General features: G+C 73.3%; 22 protein-coding genes. 12 read left to right on the forward strand and 10 right to left on the reverse strand.

Annotation, left to right across the window (positions count from 1 at the left end):
* Positions 1-100 precede the first annotated feature (100 nt).
* A complete protein-coding gene (locus M8C11_RS23580) occupies positions 101-2,056 on the forward strand; it encodes an ABC transporter ATP-binding protein (protein ID WP_374669007.1) in 1,956 nt (651 codons plus the stop codon).
* A 70-nt stretch (positions 2,057-2,126) separates the two neighbouring features.
* Here the strand turns inward: M8C11_RS23580 and thrS are convergent, their stop codons facing one another.
* Positions 2,127-3,344, reverse strand: a complete 1,218-nt coding sequence (gene thrS, locus M8C11_RS23585) for a threonine--tRNA ligase (RefSeq protein ID WP_252453176.1) — start codon at positions 3,342-3,344, stop codon at positions 2,127-2,129.
* Between the two features lie 502 nt (positions 3,345-3,846).
* Here thrS and M8C11_RS23590 point away from each other — a divergent pair.
* Both M8C11_RS23590 and M8C11_RS23595 read left to right on the forward strand, forming a co-directional pair.
* Positions 3,847-4,470 (forward strand): DedA family protein, encoded by a 624-nt coding sequence (locus M8C11_RS23590; RefSeq protein ID WP_252453179.1) that lies wholly within the window; start codon positions 3,847-3,849, stop codon positions 4,468-4,470.
* A gap of 96 nt (positions 4,471-4,566) precedes the next feature.
* Positions 4,567-5,220 (forward strand): DUF998 domain-containing protein, encoded by a 654-nt coding sequence (locus M8C11_RS23595; RefSeq protein ID WP_252453182.1) that lies wholly within the window; start codon positions 4,567-4,569, stop codon positions 5,218-5,220.
* 26 nt (positions 5,221-5,246) lie between these two features.
* Here the strand turns inward: M8C11_RS23595 and M8C11_RS23600 are convergent, their stop codons facing one another.
* The gene (locus M8C11_RS23600) at positions 5,247-6,650 is read right to left on the reverse strand and encodes an NAD(P)H-quinone dehydrogenase (protein ID WP_252453185.1); all 1,404 of its coding nucleotides are present in this window, start codon (positions 6,648-6,650) and stop codon (positions 5,247-5,249) included.
* A gap of 165 nt (positions 6,651-6,815) precedes the next feature.
* On the opposite strand from M8C11_RS23600, the gene M8C11_RS23605 reads away from it, so the two are divergent.
* The gene (locus M8C11_RS23605) at positions 6,816-7,271 is read left to right on the forward strand and encodes a gamma-glutamylcyclotransferase (RefSeq protein ID WP_013284020.1); all 456 of its coding nucleotides are present in this window, start codon (positions 6,816-6,818) and stop codon (positions 7,269-7,271) included.
* Between the two features lie 74 nt (positions 7,272-7,345).
* Here M8C11_RS23605 and M8C11_RS23610 read toward each other — a convergent pair whose 3' ends face one another.
* From M8C11_RS23610 to M8C11_RS23625, 4 genes are read right to left on the reverse strand one after another with little or no spacing between them, the layout of a single operon-like run.
* Complete coding sequence (locus tag M8C11_RS23610) at positions 7,346-8,308, reverse strand: GNAT family N-acetyltransferase (protein ID WP_252453188.1); 963 nt, start codon at positions 8,306-8,308, stop codon at positions 7,346-7,348.
* A gap of 42 nt (positions 8,309-8,350) precedes the next feature.
* Complete coding sequence (locus tag M8C11_RS23615; protein ID WP_252453190.1) at positions 8,351-9,091, reverse strand: hypothetical protein; 741 nt, start codon at positions 9,089-9,091, stop codon at positions 8,351-8,353.
* Positions 9,092-9,134: 43 nt separating this feature from the next.
* Positions 9,135-10,061 (reverse strand): hypothetical protein, encoded by a 927-nt coding sequence (locus M8C11_RS23620; protein WP_120571664.1) that lies wholly within the window; start codon positions 10,059-10,061, stop codon positions 9,135-9,137.
* A 2-nt stretch (positions 10,062-10,063) separates the two neighbouring features.
* Positions 10,064-10,693, reverse strand: coding sequence for an MBL fold metallo-hydrolase (locus M8C11_RS23625; RefSeq protein ID WP_252453192.1), 630 nt, complete (start codon positions 10,691-10,693; stop codon positions 10,064-10,066).
* A 124-nt stretch (positions 10,694-10,817) separates the two neighbouring features.
* Here M8C11_RS23625 and M8C11_RS23630 point away from each other — a divergent pair, with 124 nt between their 5' ends.
* Positions 10,818-11,798, forward strand: coding sequence for a DUF4349 domain-containing protein (locus M8C11_RS23630; RefSeq protein ID WP_252453194.1), 981 nt, complete (start codon positions 10,818-10,820; stop codon positions 11,796-11,798).
* Here M8C11_RS23630 and M8C11_RS23635 read toward each other — a convergent pair.
* Both M8C11_RS23635 and M8C11_RS23640 read right to left on the reverse strand, forming a co-directional pair.
* On the reverse strand, positions 11,755-13,014 hold the full coding sequence (locus M8C11_RS23635; protein WP_120571667.1) for an amidohydrolase: 1,260 nt from the start codon (positions 13,012-13,014) through the stop codon (positions 11,755-11,757). The genes M8C11_RS23630 and M8C11_RS23635 overlap by 44 nt on opposite strands.
* A gap of 471 nt (positions 13,015-13,485) precedes the next feature.
* A complete protein-coding gene (locus M8C11_RS23640) occupies positions 13,486-15,069 on the reverse strand; it encodes a methylmalonyl-CoA mutase (RefSeq protein WP_252453196.1) in 1,584 nt (527 codons plus the stop codon).
* 203 nt (positions 15,070-15,272) lie between these two features.
* Between M8C11_RS23640 and M8C11_RS23645 the strand changes: the two genes are divergently transcribed.
* Positions 15,273-17,291, forward strand: a complete 2,019-nt coding sequence (locus M8C11_RS23645) for a serine/threonine-protein kinase (protein ID WP_252453198.1) — start codon at positions 15,273-15,275, stop codon at positions 17,289-17,291.
* A 49-nt stretch (positions 17,292-17,340) separates the two neighbouring features.
* Positions 17,341-19,005: a phospho-sugar mutase gene (locus tag M8C11_RS23650; RefSeq protein WP_252453200.1), complete on the forward strand. Its 1,665-nt coding sequence runs from the start codon at positions 17,341-17,343 to the stop codon at positions 19,003-19,005.
* Positions 19,006-19,060: 55 nt separating this feature from the next.
* Here M8C11_RS23650 and M8C11_RS23655 read toward each other — a convergent pair whose 3' ends face one another.
* Positions 19,061-19,747: a GPP34 family phosphoprotein gene (locus M8C11_RS23655; protein ID WP_252453202.1), complete on the reverse strand. Its 687-nt coding sequence runs from the start codon at positions 19,745-19,747 to the stop codon at positions 19,061-19,063.
* Positions 19,748-19,906: 159 nt separating this feature from the next.
* Positions 19,907-20,539, reverse strand: a complete 633-nt coding sequence (gene upp / locus M8C11_RS23660) for a uracil phosphoribosyltransferase (protein WP_120571672.1) — start codon at positions 20,537-20,539, stop codon at positions 19,907-19,909.
* Positions 20,540-20,675: 136 nt separating this feature from the next.
* Between upp and deoC the strand changes: the two genes are divergently transcribed.
* The 5 genes from deoC (at position 20,676) to M8C11_RS23685 (ending at position 25,803) form a co-directional block, all read left to right on the forward strand.
* Positions 20,676-21,635, forward strand: a complete 960-nt coding sequence (gene deoC / locus M8C11_RS23665) for a deoxyribose-phosphate aldolase (RefSeq protein WP_252453204.1) — start codon at positions 20,676-20,678, stop codon at positions 21,633-21,635.
* Positions 21,636-21,640: 5 nt separating this feature from the next.
* Positions 21,641-23,071, forward strand: a complete 1,431-nt coding sequence (locus M8C11_RS23670) for an aldehyde dehydrogenase family protein (protein ID WP_252453205.1) — start codon at positions 21,641-21,643, stop codon at positions 23,069-23,071.
* On the forward strand, positions 23,064-23,888 hold the full coding sequence (locus tag M8C11_RS23675; RefSeq protein WP_252453206.1) for an aldehyde dehydrogenase family protein: 825 nt from the start codon (positions 23,064-23,066) through the stop codon (positions 23,886-23,888). Before M8C11_RS23670 ends, M8C11_RS23675 begins: the two co-directional genes overlap by 8 nt.
* 552 nt (positions 23,889-24,440) lie before the next feature.
* Positions 24,441-24,887, forward strand: coding sequence for a BlaI/MecI/CopY family transcriptional regulator (locus tag M8C11_RS23680; protein ID WP_120571673.1), 447 nt, complete (start codon positions 24,441-24,443; stop codon positions 24,885-24,887).
* A gap of 10 nt (positions 24,888-24,897) precedes the next feature.
* Positions 24,898-25,803 carry a M56 family metallopeptidase gene (locus M8C11_RS23685; protein ID WP_252453207.1) on the forward strand — a complete coding sequence of 302 codons (906 nt, stop codon included), beginning with the start codon at positions 24,898-24,900 and terminating at the stop codon, positions 25,801-25,803.
* The last annotated feature ends 18 nt before the right edge of the window (positions 25,804-25,821 follow it).

Consider the following 25,821-nt stretch of genomic DNA (forward strand, 5'->3'; position numbering starts at 1 on the left):
CGGCGGCACGCCGCCGGTACCGCAGCAGAAGAACGAGCCGACGCGGCTGCCTCCGGCCGGGCGGCGTCCCGGCGGCGGCCCGCCGCACATGAGCATGGGCATGCCGGCCGAGAAGGCGATGAACTTCGGGCCGTCGGCACGCCGGCTGCTGGGGCGGCTGCGGCCGTACCGGCTCCAGCTCACCGGCGTGCTCGCGCTGGCCCTGGCCAGCGTCGGGCTCAGCGTCATCGGGCCGAAGGTGCTCGGCCACGCCACCGACATCATCTTCAGCGGGGTGATCGGGCGGCAGCTTCCGCCCGGCACCACCACCGAGGCGGCGGCGGAGGCGGCCCGCGCCGAGGGCAACGGCAACTTCGCCGACATGCTGGCCCGGATGGACGTGATCCCCGGCGCCGGCATCGACTTCGACGCGCTGGGCCGGGTGCTGGCGTTCGCCGTCGTGCTCTACGTCGGCGCGAGCATGCTCCAGTGGGCGCAGGGCTGGGTGCTCAACGGCGTGGTGCAGCGCACCGTGCTGACGCTGCGCGCCGACGTGGAGGACAAGCTCAACCGGCTGCCGCTGCCCTACTTCGACAAGCAGCCCCGCGGTGAGCTGCTCAGCCGGGTCACCAACGACATCGACAACGTGTCGCAGACGCTCCAGCAGACGCTGAGCCAGTTACTCACGTCGCTGCTCACCGTGGTCGGCGTACTCGCGATGATGTTCTGGATCTCGCCGTTGCTGGCTGTCGTCGCGCTCGTCGCGGTGCCGCTGTCGGTGGTGGTCACCGGCCAGATCGCCAAGCGGTCCCAGGGCAAGTTCATCGCCCAGTGGAAGCACACCGGCGAGCTGAACGGCCAGATCGAGGAGGCGTACACCGGGCACGAGCTGGTCAAGGTCTTCGGCCGGCAGAAGGAGGTCGAGGCCGCCTTCCACGCCAAGAACGAGGAGCTGTTCCGGGCCGGCTTCGGCGCGCAGTTCGTCTCCGGGCTGATCATGCCGGCGATGTTCTTCATCGGGAACCTCAGCTACGTCGCGATCGCCGTGGTCGGCGGTTTGCGGGTGGCGTCGGGCTCGATGAGCCTCGGTGACGTGCAGGCGTTCATCCAGTACTCGCGGCAGTTCACCCAGCCGCTCACCCAGGTCGCGTCGATGGCCAACCTGCTGCAGTCCGGCGTGGCCTCGGCCGAGCGCGTCTTCGCGGTGCTCGACGCCGGCGAGCAGAGCCCGGACCCGGCCGAGCCGGCCCGGGTCGCCGACCCGCACGGGCGGGTCGAGTTCGAGCACGTCTCCTTCCGGTACGACCCGGAGAAGCCGCTCATCGACGACCTGTCGCTGGTCGCCGAGCCGGGTCACACGGTTGCCATCGTCGGCCCCACCGGCGCCGGCAAGACCACGCTGGTCAACCTGGTCATGCGGTTCTACGAACTGGACGCCGGGCGGATCACGCTGGACGGGGTGGACATCTCCACGATGCGCCGCGACGACCTGCGCGGCCGGATCGGCATGGTGCTCCAGGACACCTGGCTGTTCGGCGGGACCATCCGGGACAACATCGCCTACGGCCGGCCGGACGCCACCGAGGACGAGATCCTCGCCGCTGCCCGGGCGACGTTCGTGGACCGGTTCGTCCGCAGCCTGCCGGACGGCTACGACACGGTGATCGACGAGGAGGGCAGCAACGTCAGCGCCGGGGAGAAGCAGCTCATCACCATCGCCCGGGCGTTCCTGGCCGAGCCGTCGCTGCTGATCCTGGACGAGGCGACCAGCTCGGTGGACACCCGGACCGAGGTGCTGCTCCAGCGCGCCATGGCGGCGCTGCGCTCGGACCGGACGAGCTTCGTCATCGCGCACCGGCTGTCCACCATCCGCGACGCCGACCTGATCCTGATGATGGAGCAGGGCCGGATCGTCGAGCAGGGCACCCACGACCAGCTCGTCGCCGCCGGTGGCGCGTACGCCCGGCTCTACCGGGCGCAGTTCAGTGGTGCGGTGATCGAAGACGAGGTGCCGGCGCCCGCCCCGGCCGGCCCGCCGGGAATGCGTGCCGGCGCCGGCACGCCGGTCGGGAACTGACATGGACCCGGCCACAGGTCCGGCACCGGCCGCCGTCCGGGTGCCTTCGCGGCACCGGGACGGGCCGGGGTCAGGCCGGCGGGAGCAGCCCCGCCGACCGGCTCGCGACCACCGCGCCGACCAGGCCCAGCGCCTGCGCGGCGGGCATCGGGTCGAGCACCCGGCCGTCGCGCAGGCGCAGCGAGACCGACCCGTCGGCCGCCTCCCGGGGGCCGACCACCCCGGTGTACGGGACGCGGCGGCGGGACGCGTCCCGGATCCGGGCACCGAGCGAACCGGCGTGGTCCACCTCGACCCGCAGCCCGGCCGCCTCGGCCCGGCGGGCCAGCCCGACGGCCGCGTCGGCCTGCGCCGCGTCCACCGGGAGCAGCAGCAACTGCACCGGGGCGTACCAGGCGGGGAAGGCGCCCTCGTGCACCTCGATCAGGTACGCGAACAGCCGCTCCATGCTGCCGACCAGGCTGCGGTGCACCATCACCGGCCGTTTCCGGCGGCCGTCCGAGTCGGTGTACGACAGGTCGAACCGCTCCGGCTTGTCGAAGTCGAGCTGGACGGTGGAGATGGTCGACTCCCGGCCGGCCGCGTCCACGATCTGAATGTCGATCTTCGGGCCGTAGAACGCGGCCTCGCCCGGCGCCTCGACGACGTCCACCCCGTCGAGCGCGGCGCGGAGCAGTTCCTCGGCCCGCGCCCAGCCGGCGTCGTCGCCCACGTACCGCCGGCCCGGCCCGCGCAGCGACATCCGAAACCCGGCGGGACGGACGCCGAGCGCGGCGTGCGCCTCGCCGATCAGCCGCAGGATCTCGCGGACCTCGTCGCCGACCTGCTCCAGCGCGCAGAAGTTGTGCGCGTCGTTGAGCGAGATGGCGCGCACCCGGGACAGCCCGCCGAGCACCCCGGAACGCTCCGCCCGGTACATCCCGCCCAGCTCGGCGACCCGCAGCGGCAGTTCCCGGTAGGAGCGGCCGCGGGCGCGGAACACCAGCGCGTGGTGCGGGCAGAGCGCCGGGCGCAGCACGAACTCGTCGTCGGCGCTCAGCCGCATCGGCGGGAACATGTCGTCGGCGAAGTAGCCCAGGTGCCCGGACAGCTCGAACAGCTCCCGCTTGCCCAGCGGTGGGGAGTAGACGTGCCGGTAGCCGGCCCGGCGCTCCAGCTCCCGGACGTACTCCTCGACGGCGTGCCGGGCGGCGGCGCCGGCCGGCAGCCAGATCGGCAGCCCGGCGCCCGCGAGTGGGTCGGAGACGAACAGCTCCAGGTCCCGGCCGAGCCTGCGATGGTCGATCATGTCGCTCTCCTTGATCGGGTACGACCCGGAGGCGAGCAGGCCCGGAACGCCGCGAGGCCCCGGAGCGGATCGCCCCGGGGCCTCGTCGACGGAAACGTCAGTGCGGCGCGCCGGGAACACCCGGCGTCGTGGTCACTACCGCGCTGCGCATGCCCGAACGATAGGCACGCGGACATCGACGGCGCACCTGAGTTTCGGAGAGTGGGTGCGGGTCGCCGGCACGGGACCTGCCGGCGACCCGCGGCGGCCCGGTCGTCAGGAACGGGGGACCCGACGACTCCGGTGCCGCGTCCGACCAACGGTACGCCGGGAATCGACGATGCGCCGCCCCGCCCCGGCGCGTATGCCCGGGTGACCCGTCACTCGCGGGCAGGTCGCCTCGTTTCCCATCTACGGCCTGCCGGTGTCGGCTGTCACCGTGCGGTGGGGCCGGTGGTGGTGACGCCGGACACGGCGTCAGGCTCGATCCGGTCGAACGGAGAACCCCGGCGAGGTGGCGGTCGTGGCCGAACTCATCTCTGACGTCGCGTCGCCCATGTGGGCGTACGCGCTGCTGCTGATCCTGCTGATCGCCGACGCCTTCGTCCCGGTGGTGCCGACCCAGCTCGTGATGATCACCAGCGGGGCGCTGACCGTGTACGGCGGGCTCAGCCTGCCGCTGACCATCGCGGTCGGCGCGGCCGGTGTGTTCATCGGTGACCTGGCCTGCTACCTGATCGGCCGCAGCACGCCGACCCGCCGCGCGGCACGCGCCACGCCACCCGGACGGGCACGCCGGGCGGTCACCCGGGTCACCCGTGGGCTGCGCGAACCGGGGCCGCTGGTGATCCTGCTCTGCCGATTCGTGCCCGGTGGCCGGATGGCGGCGTGCTTCTCGGCCGGACGCAGCCGCTACCCGTACCGCCTGTTCCTGCCCTACGAGGCGGCGGCGGCGCTCGCCTGGTCCAGTTACGGCACGCTCGTCGGCCACCTGGGTGGTACGGCGCTGACCCACTCGGCGTGGCGGCTGCTGTTGATCGGCGGCGTGGCCGCGGCCGGGTTCGCGCTGGCCGGGTGGGCGATGACCTGGATCAGCAGCACCCGGCAGACCCGCCCCAAGGCCACCGCCGACTCCACCGGCACCTGACCCGGTTCTCCGGGGTCGGCTAGGGGACGACCCGGGGACCGAAGTGGGTGGTGGTCCCGGATCCGTCTGGGGCGGTTGCGGCGACAGGCTGACCGTATGCCTGGAACGCGGAGCAGCGGCCTGTTGGCCCTCGGCGGGATCGTCCTGGCGGCGGTGCTCGCGATGGTCGGTCATCTAGAGGTGAGCGACGACCTGGATCCCTGGTCGCTGACCGTCAGCGACTTCGCCGTCTCCGATCGGGGCGGCGTCATCGACACCGCGATGGCGGTGCTCGCGGCGGCCAGTGTCGTGCTGCTGCCGGCGCTGCGCCGGGCCGGTGCGGGCCGGGTGCCGCTCGCGCTGCTGACCGCCTGGTCGGCCGGGTTGCTGGCCGCCGCCGTGGTGCCCACGAACGAGCCGGGTACGCCCATGGACATGGCCGCGTACGTGCACCGGTACGCCTCGGTGCTGTCGTTCCTGGCCCTGCCGGTGGCCGGCTGGCTGCTCGCCCGGCACCCGGTCGCCGGAGCCGCCGCCTGGCTGCGCGGGCTGACCCTGGCCAGCCTGGTGCTGGCGGCCGCGATGATCTGGTCCGCCTACCCCGGCGACCGGGCCCTGCTGGGCCTGATCGAGCGCCTGCTCATCCTGACCGAGACGGCCCTGCTGGCCACCCTGGCCCTGCACCTCACCCTGACCAGGGTCGTCGATCATGCAGTTGTGGCCCCGCACAGACCGGGCATTCCGGTCGGATCGGGGGCCGCAACTCCATGATCGACGAAAGAAGGCGCGGGACCCGACTACTCCAGCTCGTGGAGCATGAGCTGGCGGGCGGCCTCGGTGATGGAGCCGGACAGGCTCGGGTAGATGGTGATGGTGTGGGCCAGCTCGTTGACGGTGAGGTTGTTCTCCACCGCCATCGTGATCGGCAGGATCAGCTCGCTCGCCTTCGGCGCCACCACCACCCCGCCGATCACCTGGCCGCTCGCCGGCCGGCAGAACAGCTTGACGAAGCCGTCGGCCAGGTCGTCCATCTTCGCCCGGGCGTTGCCGGACAGCGGCAGCATCACCTGGCGGGCCGGGGTCTTGCCGGCGTCCACCTCGTCCTGGGAGACGCCGACGGTGGCCAGCTCCGGGTCGGTGAAGACGTTCGCCGCGACGGTACGCAGCCGCAGCGGCCGCACCGCCTCACCCAGCGCGTGCCACATGGCGATCCGGCCCTGCATGGCCGCGACGCTCGCGAGCGGCAGCACGCCGGTGCAGTCACCGGCCGCGTAGATGCCTGGCACGTTGGTACGGGAGACCCGGTCCACCGTCACGTAACCGCCCCGGGCCAGCTCCACGCCGTACTCGGCCAGGCCCAGGTCGCCGGTGTTCGGGATCGAGCCGACCGCGATCAGCGCGTGTGATCCGGTGACCTGCCGGCCGTCGGAGAGCACCACCTCGACGCCGTCACCGACGCGGCGGACCGCCTCGGCGCGGGAGTTGTTCAGGATGCTCATGCCCCGGTTGCGGAACACCCGCTCGATCGCCATCGCGGCGTCGGCGTCCTCGTGCGGCATGACCCGGTCGCGGCTGGACACGAGCGTGACCTTGACGCCCATGGCCAGGTACGCGCTGGCGAACTCGGCGCCGGTGACGCCGGAGCCGACCACGATCAGGTGCTCGGGCAGGTCGGGCAGGTCGTACACCTGACGCCAGGTCAGGATGCGCTCACCGTCCGGTACGGCGGTGGGCAACTGGCGGGGGGTCGCGCCGGTCGCGACGAGCACCGTCGACGCGGCGATCGAGTATTCCGCGCCGCCGTCGGCCGGGGTGACGATCACGCGGTGGGTGTGGCCGAGCGTGTCCTCGCCGAGCCGGGCCGTGCCGGCGACGAACTCGACCCCGGCCTTGACCAGCTTGGTGTGGATGTCGGCGGACTGGGCCAGCGCGAGCCGCTTGACCCGCTCGTGCACCGCCCGGGCGTCGACGGTGACCGCCTCCAGGCCGTCGGAGTGCACCCCGAACTCCTCGGTGTCCCGGTAGCCGGTGACCACCTCGGAGCTGGCGATGAACGTCTTGGAGGGCACGCAGTCGGAGAGCACGCAGGCGCCGCCGGCACCCTCCGCCTCGACCACTGTGACATCGGCGTCCAACTGCGCGGCGACCAGAGCCGCCTCGTACCCGGCCGGCCCGCCGCCGATGATCACGATCTGGCTCACAGAGCCATCCCTTCGTTCGCGACTGCGGGGCTCCGCTCCGCTGCACTCCTCGCGCTCACAGCAGTCGCCCCTCGTCTGTGCTCACAGTGACTTTCTTCTCCCCGTCGGGTTCGACACGCACTGTCGTATTCTCCCCCACCCGCCAGCCGGGCTATCGTCGTCGCCGTGCGTCTCTACGCTGCTTACGGCTCGAACCTGGACCCCGCCCGCATGCGCGCCTACTGCCCGCATTCGCCGATGGTGGGCACCGGCTGGCTTGAGGGGTGGCGGCTCACCTTCGCCGGCGAGGACGTCATCGGGTGGGAGGGCTCGGTCAGCACCGTTGTCGAGTCCCCCGGTGACCGGGTGTTCGTGGCGCTCTACGACATCCACCCGTACGACGCCGCGCAGCTCGACGAGATCGAGGGCGTGACCGCCGAGACGTACCGCAGGCTGACCGTCCGCGTCTCGACGCTCGACGGCGACGTGACCGCGTGGGTCTACGTGTTCGACGGGTACGAGGGCGGGCTGCCCACAGCCTGGTACCTCTCGGAGATCGCCAACGCCGCGGAGAAGGCGGGCGCGCCGGACGACTACGTCACCGAGCTGCGGTCCCGCCCCACCGGCACCGCGTCCGCGTAGCGCGTCTCCCACACCCACAGTGTGCGCCGCGCGGCCTGCCGGTCGCTCGTCGACCCCGCTACGGGGGTGCCGGGTCACACCCGCGCGGCGGGCACACTCCGCTCGTACATGTCGGTCCAGCGCTCCTCCACCAGCCCGACGGAGCGGTAGAGCGTGACCGGCGCGGTCGGGTTGGCCAGGTCGACGCCGAGTCCGGCCCCGGTGCGGCCCTTCGCCGCGTAGACCGCGAAGGCCCGGCGCAGCAGCGCCGCGCCCACCCCGCGACGCCGGTACGCGGGCAGCACCGACAGCGTCCGCACCCACCCCCGGTCCTGGTCGAGCGCCTGGTCGGAGGACTGGAGCGCGCCGGCCGGCTCGCCGTCGACCTCGGCCAGGAACCACTCGTCCCAGACCTTGCCGTACGACGGCAGCAGGTCCCGCCACTGCGCGAAGTCGAGCGGGTCGTGGTCGGGGGTGTCCCGGAACGCGGTGTCGTAGATCCGGTGGAACAGCCGCAGGTCGCTCTCGTCGTCGGCGCGCAGCGGCCGCACCGTCACCCCGGGCGGGGGCGCCGGCTCGGCGGGCAGGTCGGCGAGCGAGCGGCTCATCCGGATGTAGCGCTTGATCCGGGTGAACCCGGCCTCGGTCAGCTCACCGGCCCAGCGGGTCTCCGGCGCGTACACGCCGGTGCGCGCGGTCAGCGCGGGCAGGCCGCGCTCGGCGGCCCGTTCGGCGACCCGCTCCAGCAGCCGCGCCAGCAGCGGCGCGCGCAGGTCGGCGCCGCGGTCGGGGTCGACGAGGACGTCCACCCACTCCCGGCCCACCCCGCTCGGGTTGGCCAGGATCGACCAGGCGACCGCCGTACCGTCCGGGTCGGTGACCAGCCAGGAGTCCCGGGCCGGGTCGACGTGGGGCGCGGTCAGCGCGGACCGCACGTCCTCGTCGTCGAAGTCGGGATAGCCCACGGCGAACGTGTCGGCGGCGTGCACCACCGCCAGGATCGCGGGCACGTCGTCGAGGGTCGGGCGGCGGGCCGACCAGCCGGCGGGGAGCGTCACGGGCCAGATCCTGGCAGCCGGACCGGCCGCGTCGCCTCCCATTTATCCGCCGCGGGCGCGCTGCCGCGCGGCGCCGAGCAGACTCAGCAGCTCAGCGCCCTCGGCGGTGTTCAACGCACGGAACGCCGCCGACGCCAGCCGGTCGGTCACCGCCTCGGCCCACAGCCGGCGCCGCACCAGTGGCCCGACCGGCGGGTACGGGGGCACCCAGCCGCACGCGGCCGCGCCCGTCTCGCCCTCCGGCCCGGCCAGCACCGCCTCCAGCGGCGTCAGCCCGGCCGCGCGCACCGCCAGCAGGTACGCCCCGGCGAAGTGCTCACGCAGCAGCAGCATGCCCACAGCCGCCCGCGCACCGGGCGACGGATCGGGCACCGGCATGGCCCGCCAGGCGGCGAACAGCGGCATGCCGCTGCCGTCCGCCGCGTCGACCGCCCGGCCCATCAGCGCGGCGAGCCGGGACGACTCGGCGCCGTCGCCCAGCCGGGCGGTGCCCCACCGGCAGCACTCGGCCAGGTTGGCGGCGGCCACCTCCAGCGGCGGGACGGTCCGCGCGGCGGCGTCCCAGCCGTCGGTGACCGCGTCCGGCGCGATGAAGCCGAGCGCCGCAGCGACCGTCTCGGCGCGGACGTCACCGAGCGCCCCGGCCCGCCCGGTGATGTAGAAGGCCCACCCGGAGATGCCGAGCAGCCGCGCCCGGCGCAGCGTCGACGGGCAGCGGGCGAACGCCTCCCCGAGTTCGAGCACGAGCGGTTTGCAGGCGGCGGCGAGTTGTTCCGGGGTCATCGGCCGCCCGTCGCCGTCACTCCACCGTTGCCATTCATCACGCTCAGTCTGCCGCGTGGTCACCGGTGTCGGCATCCCCCTCTTCGGCGTCCAGCGCCTCCAACACGGCCTCCACCTCACCGGCCCGGCGCCGGGCCGCGGTGACCGCCCGTTCCGCGCCCCGGCGGGCCAGCCGGGCCCGGCTCAGATCCTGCTCGGCCACGGCCCGGCGACGTTCCAACTCGGCCAGTTCGGTCTCGATCCGGTCCAGCGTCGCGGCGCCGTCCCGCTCGGCCGCGTCGGCCGTGGCCAGCTCCTTCTCGGCCCGGTCGAGGTCCGCGCGGGCCCGGGTCAGTTCCCGGGTCGCGGTCCGCCGCCGCCCGGCCCGTTCGGCCCGCGCCGCGCGCTCGTCGCGGGCCCGGCGCGCGTCGGCCCGCTCGGCCGCCCGATCCGGTACGACCGGCGTCTCCTCGCCCCCTGTCACGAGCCGCAGTTGAGGGCGGGGCACCTCGCCGAACCCGGCGTAGTGGCTGGCCCGCAGCAGGCGTCCGGCGCGCACCTGTCCGGCCACCTCGGTGTCGGACAGCGCGGCGTTGAGTGTCGCCTCCACCTCGCCCAGCGGCAGCTTCCCGGCCGGGGGCGCGGCGGGTTCGGCGGCGGCGAGCCGGCGTACCTCCGCCACCAGCGCGCCCACGACGGCGCGCCGCTGCGCGGACAGTTCCCGGAGCTTGCCGCCGCGCAGGTCGCGCTGTGCGGCGCGCAGCGACTCGGCGAGCTGGCTCAGGTCGGCGACCAGCTCGGGCCGGCGGATCGCCAGCAGGTTGACCAGCCAGGCCGCCACTGTGGGGCGGCGCAGCTTGCCGATCTCCCGGGCGGTACGCGGATCGCCGGACTGCCGCGCCTGCGCGACGGCGGCGTCCCGGGCCGCGACGAACCGGTCCGGCGGCGTGGCGTAGAGCTGCCGGATCACCTCCGCGGGCACCTCGGCCATGTTCAGGCGTCGATCCGGGTGCCCGGCTCCAGACGGCGGTAGTCGGTGTTGGACATCGCCGTGTACTGCCGGTCCAGCACGCCGAAGCCGTTGTCGTTGAGCAGCCCGTCGTGCAGCGCGTACGCCCGGCGCGGCGCGACCGCGCGGATGAAGTCGACCACCTCGGAGAACTTCGACCAGGGCGCGTGGATCGGGGCGAACAGCGTGTCCACCTGCACGTCGTCGGGCACGAACAACGCGTCACCCGGGTGGTACACCACGTCGGCGAAGAGGTAGCCGATGTTCTGGATCACCGGGATGTCCGGGTGGATGACCGCGTGCTGCCCGCCGTACGACCGCACCGGCACCCCGGCGACTGTGAACGACTGTCCGGGCTCGACCGTCACCAGCGCCTCGGCGGCGTCGCCGAGCACCCCGGCCAGCGAGGCGGGGCCGTGCACCGGCACCGGCCGCCGCTCCAGCGCCCGGGTCAGCGCGCCGACGTCCACATGGTCCGGGTGTTCGTGGGTGACCAGCACCGCGTCCGCCCCGTCCAGCGCGGCCGGATCGCTGAAGACACCCGGGTCGACGACGAGCACCGCACCGTCGTGCTCCAGCCGGAGACAGGAGTGGGCGTACTTGGTGACCTGCATCGTGACTCCTCGATTATCGAATCGTGATGTCCTCAGCGCAGTCTGCCGGAACCGGCGCGACCACGCGTCACGTCCGAGGTATCGGTCCCGGTGGGCGGGGCCGTCGACGATCGGAGTACGGGGTATGGGTGGACGACGACTCCGGGGCGTGGCCCTGGTGGCTGTGGGTCTGATAGCGGCGCTGGGTGTGGGCGCCTGCGGCGCGGGCGGTGACGGTGGCAGCGACTCGGCCGCGGACTCGGGCGCGGGACGCGAGCAGGCCGCCGAGGGCGGCGCGGACGGCGGTGGCGCGGACCGCGACCAGGCCGCCCCCGGCGGCACCGGCGGCGCGGACCTGCGGGTCGACCAGCGGTCCATCATCTACACCGGGACCATGCAGGTCCGGGTGGACGATGTGGAGGCCGCCGCGCGGGAGGCGACCACGGCTGTGACAGCGGCCGGCGGGTTCGTCGGCGCGGACCGGCGGTCGAGCCGGGCCGCCGAGGCGCGGGCCGCGCTGACACTGCGCGTGCCGGCGGACCGGTTCAGCGCGGTGATCGACCGGCTCGCCGGCCTCGGCCGGCAGGAGCGCCGGGAGATCCGCACCGAGGACGTCACCGAGCAGGTGGTGGACCTGGACGCCCGGATCGCCACCCAGCGGGCGCGGGTGGAGAGCGCCCGGAAGCTGCTCGCCCGGGCCACCTCGGTGGACGAGTTGGTGCGGCTGGAGAACGAGGTGGGCACCCGGCAGGCGGATCTGGCCTCGCTGGAGGCCCGCAAGCGCCGGCTGGCGGACCTGACCTCGCTCTCCACCATCACCGTGACGTTCCTCGGTCAGGACGCCAGCACCGCCGAGGAGGAGTCCGACCTGGGCTTCCTGGCCGGGCTGGGCGGCGGCTGGACGGCGTTCCTGGCCTCGGCCCGGGTCCTGCTCACAGTGCTCGGCGCGGTGCTGCCCTTCGCGGTCGTGATCGGCGTACCGCTGTGGTTGCTGCTCCTGTGGCGGCGCCGGGTGCGGGCCCGGCGGACGCCGCCGGGCCCCGAACTGGTGCCGATGCCGGCGGGGCTGGCCGGCGGTCCGGTCAGCGCGCCGCCGCCAGTGCCCGCAGCGCGGTCTGGACCATGAGGCGTACGCCCGCCTCGATGGCGCGCTCGTCCACGTCGAACGAGGCCCGGTGCAGGTCCACGTTGGGCCCGCTGCGGCCGACGCCGAGGCGGGCGAGCGCGCCCGGCACGTGCTCCAGGTACCAGGAGAAGTCCTCGCCGCCCATGCTCTGCGGCGTCTCGGCGATGCCGTCGGGGCCGAGCGCCGCGGCGGTGGCCGCGGTGAGCACACCGATGGCACCGGCGTCGTTGGTCACCGGGGGCCGGCCACGCAGGTATTCCAGGTCGACCGTGGCGCCGGTGGGGGCGAGCACGTCCCGCACCACCTGAGCCACGATCTTGGGCGCCTGGTCCCAGGTGTCGCGGTCCATCACCCGCAGGGTGCCGGCCGCGCACGCCTCGGACGGGATGACGTTGTAACGGGTGCCGGCCGACGCGTGGCCGAACACCAGCAGCAGTCCGCTGTTGGCCGGCACCCGGCGGCTGATCAGCGTCGGCACCTCGGTGACCAGGCGGCCGAGCGCGTCCACCAGGTCGACGGTCAGGTGCGGGCGGGCGGTGTGCCCGCCCGGCCCGGTGAGCCGGACGGTGACGTTGTCGGCGGCGGCGGTGATCGGGCCGACCCGCAGGCCGACCTTGCCCACCGGCAGGTTCGGGTCGCAGTGCAACGCGAAGATCTGCACCACGTCGTCCAGGCCGCCGGCCTCGATGACCTCCAGCGAGCCGCAGGGCAGGATCTCCTCGGCGGGCTGGAAGATCAGCCGGACCCGGCCGTCGAGCCGGCCCGTGTCCGCGAGCTGGGCGAGCAGCATGCCCACGCCGAGCATCACCGACGTGTGCACGTCGTGGCCGCAGGCGTGGCAGACGCCCTCCACCGTCGAGCGGTACGGCACGTCCTTCGGGTCGCTCAGCGGCAGCGCGTCGATGTCAGCGCGGAGCGCGATCACCGGGCCGTCCGGGCGTCCGTCGATGTCGCAGATGACGCCGTTGCCCTTGGGCAGCAGGCGCGGCTTCAGCCCGGCGAGGGACAGTTCGCGGTGTACCAGGGCGGCCGTCTCGAACTCCTCGCCGGACAGCTCCGGGTGGGAGTGGATGTGACGGCGGGTGGCGATGAGGCCGGGTACGCGCAGCGCGAGCAGATGGTCGAGCTCGAAGGGCAGGGGCTGGTAACCGGTCGGCGCCTCGGGCCGGGACGACGACAGCAGGCCGCCGGAAGGCAGCGTCAACGCACTCGTCACGTCGAATTCTCGATCACTAGAAGTGGATGGATCTTCGGGTCGGACAGCAGACAGCCTAGACCTCCGACGGTGACGCTGCGCAACATCTTTCGCGTAGCGGTCGGACCGCGCAGCGTCACGAATGCCCTGGTGAGAGGGCTCGAATATCTGCGGGACAGCAGGTAGATCGCGGTCGAACGCCGTCATCCGCCTCCCACCTCCTACAACGCGTAACCGTTTCAACGGCCACAAATACCGACCCGTCGTTCCGAATTGTCGCATTAGTCGCGGCAATTAACTGCCGCTCCGACAATTGCACGACAACTGTCGGCTGCCGGAAGACTCCCGACGGTGACACGAGCGCCCGACCGCCGACCGCACACGCTGTCCGTCCCGTTCACCCGTTCCGGTTACCCGAATCGCCGAATCGCACACGCGAAGGCGGCCCGCGCCGCGCACTCAGGGTGCGCGGCGGGGCCGCCGCCGGACGAATCAGAACCGGTCGCTGGGCCGGTAGATCCCCCACACCTCGCGCAGCGTTCCGCAGACCTCGCCGACCGTGGCGCGGGCGCGCAGCGCCTCCTTCATCGGGTAGAGCACGTTGGTGTCCCCCTCGGCGGCGGCACGCAGCTCGGCCAGAGCCCGCTCGACCGCGCCCGAGTCCCGCTCGGCACGCAGCCGGGCCAGCCGCTCGCCCTGCGCCGCCTCGATCGACGGGTCGACCCGCAGCGGCTCGTACGGCTCCTCCTCGTCGATCTGGAACCGGTTGAGTCCGACCACCACCCGCTCGCCCGAGTCGATCTCCTGGGCGATCCGGTACGCGGACTGCTCGATCTCCCGCTTCTGGAACCCGGCCTCGATCGCGTCCACCGCCGAACCGTGGTCGAAGACCCGGTCCATCAGCTCGGTGGCGGCCGCCTCCACCTCGGCGGTCATCGCCTCCACCACGTACGACCCGGCGAACGGGTCGACGGTGGCGGTCAGGTCCGTCTCGTACGCCAGCACCTGCTGGGTCCGCAGCGCCAGCCGGGCCGCCTTCTCGGTGGGCAGCGCGATGGCCTCGTCGAAGCTGTTGGTGTGCAGCGACTGGGTGCCGCCGAGCACCGCGCCGAGGCCCTGCACCGCCACCCGGACCAGGTTCACCTCCGGCTGCTGGGCGGTGAGCTGCACGCCCGCGGTCTGGGTGTGGAACCGCAGCATCATCGACTTCGGGTTCTTCGCGCCGAACTCGTCGCGCATCAGCCGGGCCCAGATCCGCCGGGCCGCGCGGAACTTCGCGACCTCCTCCAGCAGCGTGGTGCGGGCCACGAAGAAGAACGACAGGCGGGGCGCGAAGTCGTCCACGGCCAGCCCGGCGGCGAGCGCCGCGCGGACGTACTCCACGCCGTTGGCGAGCGTGAACGCGACCTCCTGCGCGGGCGAGGCGCCGGCCTCGGCCATGTGGTAGCCGGAGATGGAGATGGTGTTCCACTTCGGCACCTCGGCCCGGCAGTAGGCGAAGGTGTCCGCGACCAGCCGCAGCGAGGGCTTCGGCGGGTAGATGTACGTCCCCCGGGCGATGTACTCCTTGAGGATGTCGTTCTGGATCGTGCCGTTGAGCGCCGCCCCGGGCACGCCGTTCTCCTCGGCCACGAGCTGGTAGAGCAGCAGCAGCACCGAGCCGGGCGCGTTGATGGTCATCGAGGTGGAGACCTTGTCCAGCGGGATGCCGCCGAACAGCGTGCGCATGTCCTCGATGGAGTCGATGGCGACGCCGACCTTGCCCACCTCGCCGTGCGCGATCGGGTCGTCCGAGTCGTACCCCATCTGGGTGGGCAGGTCGAACGCGACCGACAGGCCCATGGTGCCGGCGCGCAGCAGCTGGTGGTAGCGCGCGTTGCTCTCGGTCGCCGTGCCGAACCCGGCGTACTGTCGCATGGTCCAGGGCCGGGACGTGTACATCGTCGGGTAGACCCCGCGGGTGTACGGGAACTCGCCCGGCTCGCCCAGCCGGGCGTCCAGGTCCGCCGGAAGGTCTGCCGCCGTGTAGACGCCCTGGATCGGGAAACCCGACTCGCTTGACCGCGCATCGCTCATTACCGGATGGTAGGACGCGCAGACCGCCAGGTGGGTGAGGGATACCGCACACCTCCCGGCGGCGACCCACCGGAGGTGAGCGGCCGACCACATACCGTCGAGTAGGTAAACGCCCGCCGCGTCGGGTTTCGCATCGGGCGTCGGAACCAGCAAGATAGAGGGGTTGTGTCCCAGCCCCCTCGATATCCCCCGGTGGCTTTTCTGTGACTCAGATTCCGACGTGGAGCGGCGGACCGGCCAGTCCCCCCACTGGACGCGCGGCACCCGGCACCACCATCGGTGGTCGCTACTCGCTGCGCTCCCCCGTGGGCAACGGAGGCATGGGCACGGTCTGGCGGGCCACAGACACGTTGCTGCGCCGCGATGTGGCGGTCAAGGAGGTCGTCCTCCCGCCGGGGCTCGCCCCGAGCGACCGGGACGCGCTCTACGAACGGACGCTGCGGGAGGCCCGTGCCGCCGCCGCGATCCAGCACCCGGCAGTGGTGCAGGTCTACGACGTGGTCACCGAGGGTGGCCGCCCGTGGATCGTGATGGAGCTGCTGGACGCCCGCAGCCTGGCCGACATGGTGATCGAGGACGGGCCGGTCGCGCCGCGCGCCGTCGCCAAGATCGGGATCGCGCTGCTCGGCGCGCTGGAGGTGGCGCACGCGATCGGCGTGCTGCACCGCGACGTCAAGCCGGCGAACGTGCTGATCTGCACCGACGGCCGCTGCGTGCTGACCGACTTCGGCGTCGCCCGGATGCCCACCGACGTGCAGCTCACCACGCCCGGCATGGTGCTCGGCTCGCCGCACTTCATCTCGCCCGAGCGGGCCATGGGCCAGGAGTTCGGGCCGCCGAGCGACCTGTTCTCGCTCGGCGTGACGCTCTACACGGCGGTCGAGGGCCGGCCCCCGTTCGACAAGGGCGACCCGATCGAGACCATGCACGCCGTGGTCGAGGACCCGCCCGCCACGCCGCAGCGCAGCGGCCCGCTGACCGGCGTGCTGATGGGGCTGCTGGAGAAGGACCCGGCCCGCCGGATGGACGTGCACCGGGCCCGGGCCAACCTGCGCGAGCTGCTCGCCGGTCCGCTGACCAGCACCGCCACCGCCGTCAACTCGGTCACCGACCCGTACGCGGTGGTGCCGGTGCCGCGACCGACCACGCCGCCGGCGATCGCGGCGGAGCCGAAGCCGAGCGGGCAGATCGGCGGCCGGGCGATGATCGGCCCCGACGAGTCGCTCACCGACCGGCTCGCCGCGCTGCGCCGCGGCGAGCGGCCCCAGGCCGACAAGGCCCCGGCGGGAGCCGCCGCGCTCGACGAGACCAGCGCCGACGCGCTGGCCGGCCCGCTGCACACCCCCACCGGCGCGATGTCCGGGCCGGGCACGCCGGAGGCCACCCAGCGCATCTCGCCGGACGCCACGGTCCGGCTCGGCCAGGGCGCCGGAGCGGACGCGACCCAGGCGGTGCCCACCGCTTACGGCCGTACCGTCGACGCCACCCAGCCGGTCTACGGCGGCGGCAACCAGTGGTCGGTGCCCGGCACCGGCCAGGCGTGGACCACCCCGGCCACCGCGCCGGCCGCCGCCGGTGGTGGCGGGGCGCTCGGCAGCGCCAAGGGCCTGCTCGGCCGGGTGAAGGCGTGGCCGCGCAAGGTCCAGCTCGCCGCCGCCGGTGGCCTCGCCGTGGTGCTGCTGGTGAGCGTGATCGCGCTGACCAGCGGCGGCGACGACGCTCCCCCGCCGATCGTGGGCACGCTGCCCACCACCTCGGCGGCGGCCGCGCCGGAGATGCAGGAGCGGACCGTCAAGGGCGTCACCATCCAGGTCCCGAAGGGCTGGCAGCAGCAGACCGGCGGCCTCTACGTCGACTACGTCGACCCGGAGGACGAGGGCCGCAAGGTGCGGGTCATCGCCGAGAAGTGGGGCGGCACCTCGATCAGCTGGGCCGAGTTCGCCTCGCGGAACCTGAAGAGCAAGACCGCGAACAGCAAGACCTGCCCGGCCCCCTACACCGAGTTGTCAGTCTCCGAGCAGCCACTCGCCGGCCAGACCGCGGGCCAGCTCGAATACACCTGCGGCGAGGGCGAGGCCATGCGGCACGGCATCTGGCGGGGCCTGGTCAAGGACGGCAAGGTCTACTCGTTCTACCTCTCCACGACCGACGCACGATTCGCCGAGAGCAAGCCGATCTTCGACGCGATGGTCGACTCGTTCCAGCTCACGGCGGCCAACTGAGTCGAGGCCGACGGCCAGTGGTGATCCGCCGCCGTGCTTTCATGAGGCAATGGCGGCGGAAACCACTGACCTTGACGACCTTCGCGTACGCGCCGAGCGCTGGCTCGCCGACGACCCGGACCCGGACGACCGCGTCGAGCTGCGCGCGGTCCTCGACGGGCTGCCCGGCACGGCGGCCGACCTGGCCGACCGGTTCGCCGGTCCGCTGACCTTCGGCACCGCCGGGCTACGCGGTCCGCTGCGGGCCGGGCCGAACGGCATGAACCTCGCCGTGGTCACCCAGGCCGCCGCCGGGCTGGTCGGGTGGCTCGCCGCCCAGGACGGCGAGGGCCCGCTGGTGATCGGGTACGACGCCCGGCGCGGCTCCCGTGCGTTCGCCGAGCGCACCGCCCAGGTGGCCACCGGCGCTGGTCGCCCGGCTCTGCTGCTGCCCCGGCCGCTGCCCACGCCGGTGCTGGCGTTCGCGGTCCGGCAGCTCGGCGCGGTCGCCGGGGTGATGGTCACCGCCAGCCACAACCCGCCGCAGGACAACGGCTACAAGGTCTACCTGGGCGCGCAGCTCGGCGGGGAGCTGGGCGCGGGCGCGCAGATCGTGCCGCCCGCCGACGCCGGCATCGAGGCGGCCATCCGGGCGGTCGGCCCGCTCGCGGCGGTACCGCTCGGCCCGGCCGGTCAGGTGCTCGGCGACGACCTGGTGACCGCGTACGTCGAGCAGGCCGCCGCCGTGGTGGACCCGGCCGGACCACGGGACCTGAAGGTGGCGTACACGCCGCTGCACGGGGTGGGCGCCGCGGTGCTGACCGCCGCGTTCGCGCGCGCCGGTTTCGGCGTTCCCGGCGTGGTGCCCGAGCAGGCCGAGCCGGATCCGGCGTTCCCGACCGTCAGCTTCCCCAACCCGGAGGAGCCGGGCGCGGTGGACCTGCTGGTCGCGCTCGCCGACCGCACCGGCGCGGACCTCGCCATCGCCAACGACCCGGACGCGGACCGCTGCGCGGTGGCCGTACGCGACGCCGGATCCTGGCGGATGCTGCGCGGCGACGAGGTGGGCGCGCTGCTGGCCGACCACCTGATGCGGCGCGGGGTGACCGGCCTGTACGCCACCACGATCGTGTCCTCGGCGCTGCTGCGGGCCATGGCGGCGGCCCGGGGCCTGCCCTACGACGAGACGCTCACCGGGTTCAAGTGGATCGTCCGGGCCGGCGGGGGCCGGGAGCCGCTGGTGTACGGCTACGAGGAGGCGCTGGGCTACTGCGTCGCGCCGGGTCACGTCCGCGACAAGGACGGCATCACCGCGGCGCTGACGGTCGCCGAGCTGGCCGCCGGTCTCAAGGCCGAGGGCCGTACGCTCCTCGACCGGCTGGACGAGCTCGCCGCCGAGTTCGGCGTGCACCACACCGAGCAGCTCTCGGTCCGGGTGGAGGACCTGCGGGTGATCGCGGACTCGATGGCCCGGATCCGGGCGGCCACCCCGACCGCGTTGCTCGGGCAGCCGGTGACCGAGGCGTCCGACCTGCTGCCCGACGCGGACGTGGTGATCCTGCGCACCGGCGCGGCCCGGGTGGTGATCCGGCCGTCCGGCACCGAGCCGAAGCTCAAGGCGTACCTGGAGGTGGTGGAGCCGGTGGGCGGCGGCGACGTGCCGGCGGCCCGGCAGCGCGCGCGGGCCGCCGTGGCCGAGCTGCGCAACGAGATCGCCGCCGCCCTGGGGCTCTGACGGCCCGGTGCGTCCGCCGTCGCTGCGGCGGCGACGGACGCACCGGTCAACGGCCTCAGCTCGCGGCGGGCCGCTTGCCGAGGGCGGCGTCCACGGCCTGGCCCAGCGCGGCGATGACCAGGCTGATCGACGGGCGAACCACGCTGTCGTCCAGGCTGACGGTGCCGGAGAACCCGGCGCCGGCGGCGATCTCCTCCAGGCGCCGGCCGGCGTCCTCGGCGGCCGGGCCGGTCAGCCCCAGCGCGGGTTCCATCCGCAGCACCGCGACGAGCGTGGCCAGCGCGGCGGTCCGCTCGTCCGGGAGCTGCCCGCTGGTCAGCGCTTCGGCCAGCCGCTGCCGGATGTCCGCCTCGACCGAGGCGTCGGCCACCGGGTAGCGGTGCACGTGGATGAAGCCCAGCTCGGTCTCGTCCACGTCGCGCACCACGCCCCGGCCGCAGAGGTCGGAGAGGATCCGGTCGCGCAGCCCGTGCCGCAGCCGCTGCACCCACGACGACGGCGTGTGCGGGGTGTCCGCGGCGATCTTGGCGAGGACGGCGTCCGCGATCGGCTCGCCGGTCGGGGCCGGGTCGACCACCGCCAGGTTCCCGTCCGCGTACGCGACCCGTCCGGCCAGGGCCAGCTCGACCAGCACGGCGGCGGCCATGCCCAGGTCAAGGCTGATCCGCGGCATGGTGGCCTTGCCGGTTTCGTCGTCATACGCGAGGAGCAGCAGCTCCTCGGCGAGCGCAACACCAGTCATGGCCCGGAACGCTAGCGCCTCCCCGCACCCCCGCGCATCGACTCGCCGGGGCCGCCCGATTCACGCCGAGAGGGCCCCTTCCACGCGGGAAGGGGCCCTCTCCACCGAATCGCCGGATCCCGGGGTCAACGGGTCGAACCTGCTCCCCGGACGGCCGGATCAGAAGCGGGGCATGCCGCCGAACTGGCGGTCGCCGGCGTCGCCCAGGCCGGGGACGATGAACTTCGAGTCGTTCAGGCCCTCGTCGATCGAGGCGGTGACCAGGCGCAGCGGCAGGCCGGAGCGCTCCAGCCGCTCGATGCCGACCGGCGCGGCCAGCACGCACAGCACCGTGATGTCGGTGCAGCCGCGGTCGGCGAGCAGCCGGCAGCAGTGCTCCAGCGAGCCGCCGGTGGCGAGCATCGGGTCGAGCACCAGCACCGGCAGGCCGGCGAGGTCACGCGGCAGCGACTCCATGTACGCGCGAGGCTCGTACGTCTCCTCGTCGCGGGCCAGGCCGACGAAGCCCATCGACGACTCGGGCAGCAGGCCGAGCGCGGCGTCGGCCATGCCGAGACCGGCCCGCAGCACCGGCACCAGCAGCGGCGGGTTCGCCAGCCGGCTGCCCTCGGTGGCGGTGACCGGGGTCTGGATCGAGTACTTCTCGACCGGGAAGGAGCGCGCGGCCTCGTACACCAGCATGGTGGTGAGTTCGCGCAGCGCGGCCCGGAACGACGACGAGTCGGTCCGGGCGTCCCGCATGGCGGTCAGCCGCGTCTGGGCGAGCGGATGGTCAATGACGGTTACGTCCACGATCGCTCAACCTACCGTTCGCCGGCCGGGCGCAGGGCGGGTGCGGTACGACCAGCGACACCGCTCACGTATGACGCTCACGACCGGTCGACCGTGAGCAAGATCACTCGACTCGCGGGTGCGTACTATTCGGGGCATGACGGCGACAACGACGTCGGCCCGGTCGGACCTCACCGAGCTGGGACGATCCGAGACCACTCTGCGGACCTTCCTGCACGGCCTGCCCGGCGTGGACCAGGTCGGCGCGGAGCAGCGGGCGGCGCAACTCGGCACCCGCTCCATCAAGACCACGGCCAAGGCCGAGGCGATCGACCTGGCGATCCGGATGGTCGACCTGACCACCCTGGAAGGGGCGGACACCCCGGGCAAGGTGCGGGCGCTGGCCGCCAAGGCGCTGCGCCCCGACCCGGCCGACCCGAGCTGCCCGCACGTCGGCGCCGTCTGCGTCTACCCGTCGATGGTTCCGTACGTGGCCGAGGTGCTGCGCGGCAGCGGCGTGCACCTGGCGAGCGTGGCGACCGCGTTCCCGTCCGGCCAGGCGCCGCTGGAGATCAAGCTCGCCGACGTGCGGGCAGCGGTCGAGGCGGGCGCGGACGAGATCGACATGGTGATCAACCGGGGCGCGTTCCTGGCCGGGCGCTACTCCGAGGTCTACGACGAGATCGTCGCCACCAAGGAGGCGTGCGGGGACGCACACCTCAAGGTGATCCTGGAGACCGGCGAGCTGGCCACGTACGACAACGTGCGGCGCGCGTCCTGGCTCGCCATGCTGGCCGGCGGCGACTTCATCAAGACCTCCACCGGCAAGGTCCCGGTCGCGGCGACCCTGCCGGTGACGCTGGTCATGCTGGAGGCGGTGCGCGACTTCCGCGCCGCCACCGGGCGTCAGGTCGGCGTGAAGCCGGCCGGTGGCATCAAGACCACCAAGGACGCGATCAAGTACCTGGTCATGGTCAACGAGACGGTCGGCGCCGACTGGCTGAGCCCGGACTGGTTCCGGTTCGGCGCGTCGAGCCTGCTCAACGACCTGCTCATGCAGCGCACCAAGCTGACGACCGGCGTCTACGCCGGCCCCGACTACTTCACCCTGGACTGAACGCGATGTTCGAATACGCTCCCGCCCCCGAGTCCCGCTCGGTGGTGGACATCAAGCCCTCGTACGGGCTCTTCGTCGACGGCGCGTTCGTCGACCCGGCCTCCGGCGGCAGCTTCAAGTCGGTGAACCCGGCCTCCGAGGAGGTGCTGGCCGAGGTCGCCGAGGCCGGCGAGGAGGACGTGGACCGCGCGGTCCGCGCCGCCCGGACCGCGTACGAGAAGGTCTGGGGTCCGATGCCGGGCCGGGACCGGGCCAAGTACCTGTTCCGGATCGCCCGGATCATCCAGGAGCGCTCGCGCGAGCTGGCGGTGCTGGAGTCGCTGGACAACGGCAAGCCGATCAAGGAGTCCCGCGACGTCGACCTGCCGCTGGTCGCCGCGCACTTCTTCTACTACGCCGGCTGGGCGGACAAGCTTCCGCACGCGGGTTTCGGCCCCGACCCGAAGCCGCTGGGCGTGGCCGCGCAGGTAATCCCGTGGAACTTCCCGCTGCTCATGCTGGCGTGGAAGATCGCCCCGGCGCTCGCCGCCGGCAACACGGTGGTGCTCAAGCCCGCCGAGACCACCCCGCTCACCGCGCTGCTGTTCGCCGAGATCTGCCAGCAGGCCGACCTGCCGGCCGGCGTGGTGAACATCGTCACCGGCGCCGGCGACACCGGCCGGGCGCTGGTCGAGCACCCGGGCGTGGACAAGGTCGCGTTCACCGGCTCCACCGAGGTCGGCCGCGCCATCGCCCGCTCGGTCGCCGGCACCCGCAAGAAGCTCACGCTGGAGCTGGGCGGCAAGGCCGCGAACATCGTCTTCGACGACGCCCCGATCGACCAAGCCGTCGAGGGCATCGTCAACGGCATCTTCTTCAACCAGGGGCACGTCTGCTGCGCCGGTTCCCGGCTGCTGGTCCAGGAGTCGGTGGCCGACCGGGTGCTGGAGTCGCTGAAGCGCCGGATGGCCCAGCTCCGGGTCGGTGACCCGCTGGACAAGAACACCGACATCGGCGCGATCAACTCGGCCGAGCAGCTCGCCCGGATCCGGGAGCTGTCCGACGCCGGGTCCGCCGAGGGCGCCGAGCGCTGGTCGCCGCCGTGCGAGCTGCCCGAGCGCGGCTTCTGGTTCGCGCCGACCATCTTCACCGGCGTCACCCAGGCGCACCGGATCGCCCGCGAGGAGATCTTCGGCCCGGTGCTGTCCGTGCTGACGTTCCGCACCCCGGCGGAGGCCGTCGAGAAGGCCAACAACACGCCGTACGGGCTGTCGGCCGGGATCTGGACCGACAAGGGCTCCCGGATCCTGTGGCTGGCCGACCGGCTGCGCGCCGGCGTGGTGTGGGCCAACACGTTCAACAAGTTCGACCCGACCTCGCCGTTCGGCGGCTACAAGGAGTCGGGCTACGGTCGCGAGGGCGGCCGGCACGGGCTGGAGGGGTACCTCAATGTCTGAGCGGGTCGCGGTACGCAAGACGTACAAGCTCTTCATCGGCGGGAAGTTCCCGCGCAGCGAGTCGGGACGGTCGTATCTCGTGCAATCCGCGAACGTGTCTCTTGCCTCCCGGAAGGACGCGCGGGACGCGGTCGTGGCCGCCCGCGCCGCGGTGAAGGGCTGGGCCGGGGCGACCGCGTACAACAGAGGTCAGATCCTCTACCGGGTCGCCGAGATGCTGGAGGGCCGGCGCGAGCAGTTCGTCGCCCTGGGCGTCCCGGCCGACGAGGTGGACGCGGCGATCGACCGCTGGGTCTGGTACGCGGGCTGGTCCGACAAGCTGTCCCAGGTGTACGGCGGCGCTAACCCGGTGGCCGGCCCGTACTTCAACCTGTCCGCGCCGGAGCCGACGGGCGTGGTGGCGGCGGTGGCCCCGGAGGAGCCCGCGCTGCTCGGCCTGGTGAGCGTGATCGCCCCGGCGATCGTCACCGGCAACACGGTGGTGGTGGCCGCCTCCCCGGCGGCGCCGCTGGCGGCGGTGACACTGGCCGAGGTGCTCGCGACCTCCGACCTGCCCGGCGGGGTGGTCAACATCCTCACCGGCCGGCTGACCGAGACCGTGCCGACGCTCGCCGCGCACATGGACGTCAACGCGATCGACCTGACCGGCGTCGCCGACGCCGAGCTGGCCGCCGACCTGGAGATCAAGGCCGCGGAGAACCTCAAGCGGGTGCTGCGGCCGGCCCCGGCCGACCACGACTGGTACGCCGACCCCGGCATCACCCGGATGACCACGCTGCTGGAGACCAAGACGGTCTGGCACCCGAAGGGCGTCTGACCGACGCAGTCCGCTCCGGCCTCGTCCCCACCGTCCACCCTCGACCACCGAGATCAACACCAGCTCCGCGAAGTGGCCACATCGACCAGCCCAGGACAGCACCACCTCCCCGAGCCGGTGTTGATCTCACCCGGTGCGCCCACACGGAATGGGCAAGATCAACACCAGTACGCGGAAGTGACTGCATCGAGCGACGCAGGACAGCACCACCTCCCCGAACTGGCGTGGATCTTGCCGATGGGCACCCACCCGACCACGGCGTGGTCGACACCGGATTCCCGGGAAGTAGCCGGGACTCTCCGTCGCAAGATCGACGCGAGCACGCCGAGGTGGCTGCATCGACCAGCCCGGGACGGCACCACCTCGCCGAGCCGGTGTTGATCTCACAGAGCGCGCACGCTTGGGACGGACAAGATCGGCACCAGCACCCCGAGGTGGCTGCATCGATCCGCCCCGGACCGCACCACTTCCCCGAGCTGGCGTTGATCTTCGGGAGGGGGAACGGGGACCGGGGCGGCGGAAGGGGTCTACTACCGGGGGTAGGATTGACGGGTGACTCGGCTGGGGGACCTTGAGCGTGCGGTGATGGACGTGCTGTGGGACGCGGCGCCCGCCTCGTCGGGTGGCGTGACGGTGCGCGAGGTCGCCGACGCCCTGGACGGCCGCGAACTCGCCTACACCACGGTCATGACCGTGCTCGACCGGCTCGCCGGCAAGGGCATGGTGCAGCGCGAGCGGGAGGGGCGCGCCTGGCGTTACCGCCCGGCCGCCACCCGCGAGGCGCACATCGCCCAGCTCATGCTCGAAGCCCTCGACCTCGGCGGCAGCCGGGACGCCGCACTCGTGCGCTTCGCCCGTTCGGTGACCGGCACGGAGGCGGACGTGCTCCGCGCCGCGCTCGGCGCCGAGGCCGGGGCGACGGTGGAGGACGGACCGGCCGGCCGGGTCGAGAACCCCCGGCCCGTTCGGCCGGCGCTCGACGAGGCGACGGACCGGTAGGGCGGCTGCCGTGGCGTACGCCCTGCACTTCGCCGCGATCATCCTGGCCTGCTGGCTGACCGCGCAGGTCCTCGCCGCCGCGCGCTGGACGTGGCGGGCGCCCCGGGTGGCGATCCTCTGCTGGCAGGCGGTCGGGCTGGCACTCGGCCTGTCCGCCATGGGGCTGCCGATGGCACTGGGGCTCGACGCGTACGACCGGGCGACCGGGTACGCGCTCCTGGCCCTGGCCGACGACCTGGCCCACGGCACGCTGCCCGCCGGGGTGGGCGCGGTGCACCTCAGCCTGGTCGGCGTCGGTCTCGGCATCGGCGTGGTGCTGCTCACCACGACGGTACGCAGCCTGCACGGGGCGGTCCGAGCCCAGCGCCGGCACCGGGAGCTGCTGCACCTGGTGGCCCGGCGTGACCCGACGGTGCCCGGCGCGCTGGTGCTCGACCACCCGAGCGCGGCGGCGTACTGCCTGCCCGGGGTGCGTCCCCGGGTGGTGGTGAGCGCGGGCACGCTCGACCTGCTCGACCCGGCCGAGCTGGCAGCGGTGCTGACCCACGAGCGCGCGCACGCCCAGGAGCGGCACGACCTGGTGCTGCTGCCGTTCACCGCGCTGTGCCGGGCGCTGCCCTGGTTCCAGTGGGTGCGGGACGCGCACGCGCGGGTGGCGCTGCTGGTCGAGATGCGCGCCGACGACAAGGCCCGGGAGCTGCACGCGGACGCGCCGCTGGCCGGTGCGCTGCGCCGGTTCGCCGCCGCCGAGCACCGGGTCCAGCCGGCCGGCACGCTCGGACTCGGCGACCGCGGCCTCGACGTACGCGTGCAGCGGCTGCTCGTCGCGGACCGTCCGCCGCGGGTGCTGGGCGCGATGGCGCTGGCGGTCGCCGGCACGCTCGTCTCCCTGCCGTTCGCCCTGTTCCTGAGCTGACCTCGCCCCCTACGGGAC

The sequence above is a fragment of the Micromonospora sp. CPM1 genome (assembly GCF_023896895.1).
Classification (GTDB): Bacteria; Actinomycetota; Actinomycetes; order Mycobacteriales; family Micromonosporaceae; genus Micromonospora; species Micromonospora tulbaghiae.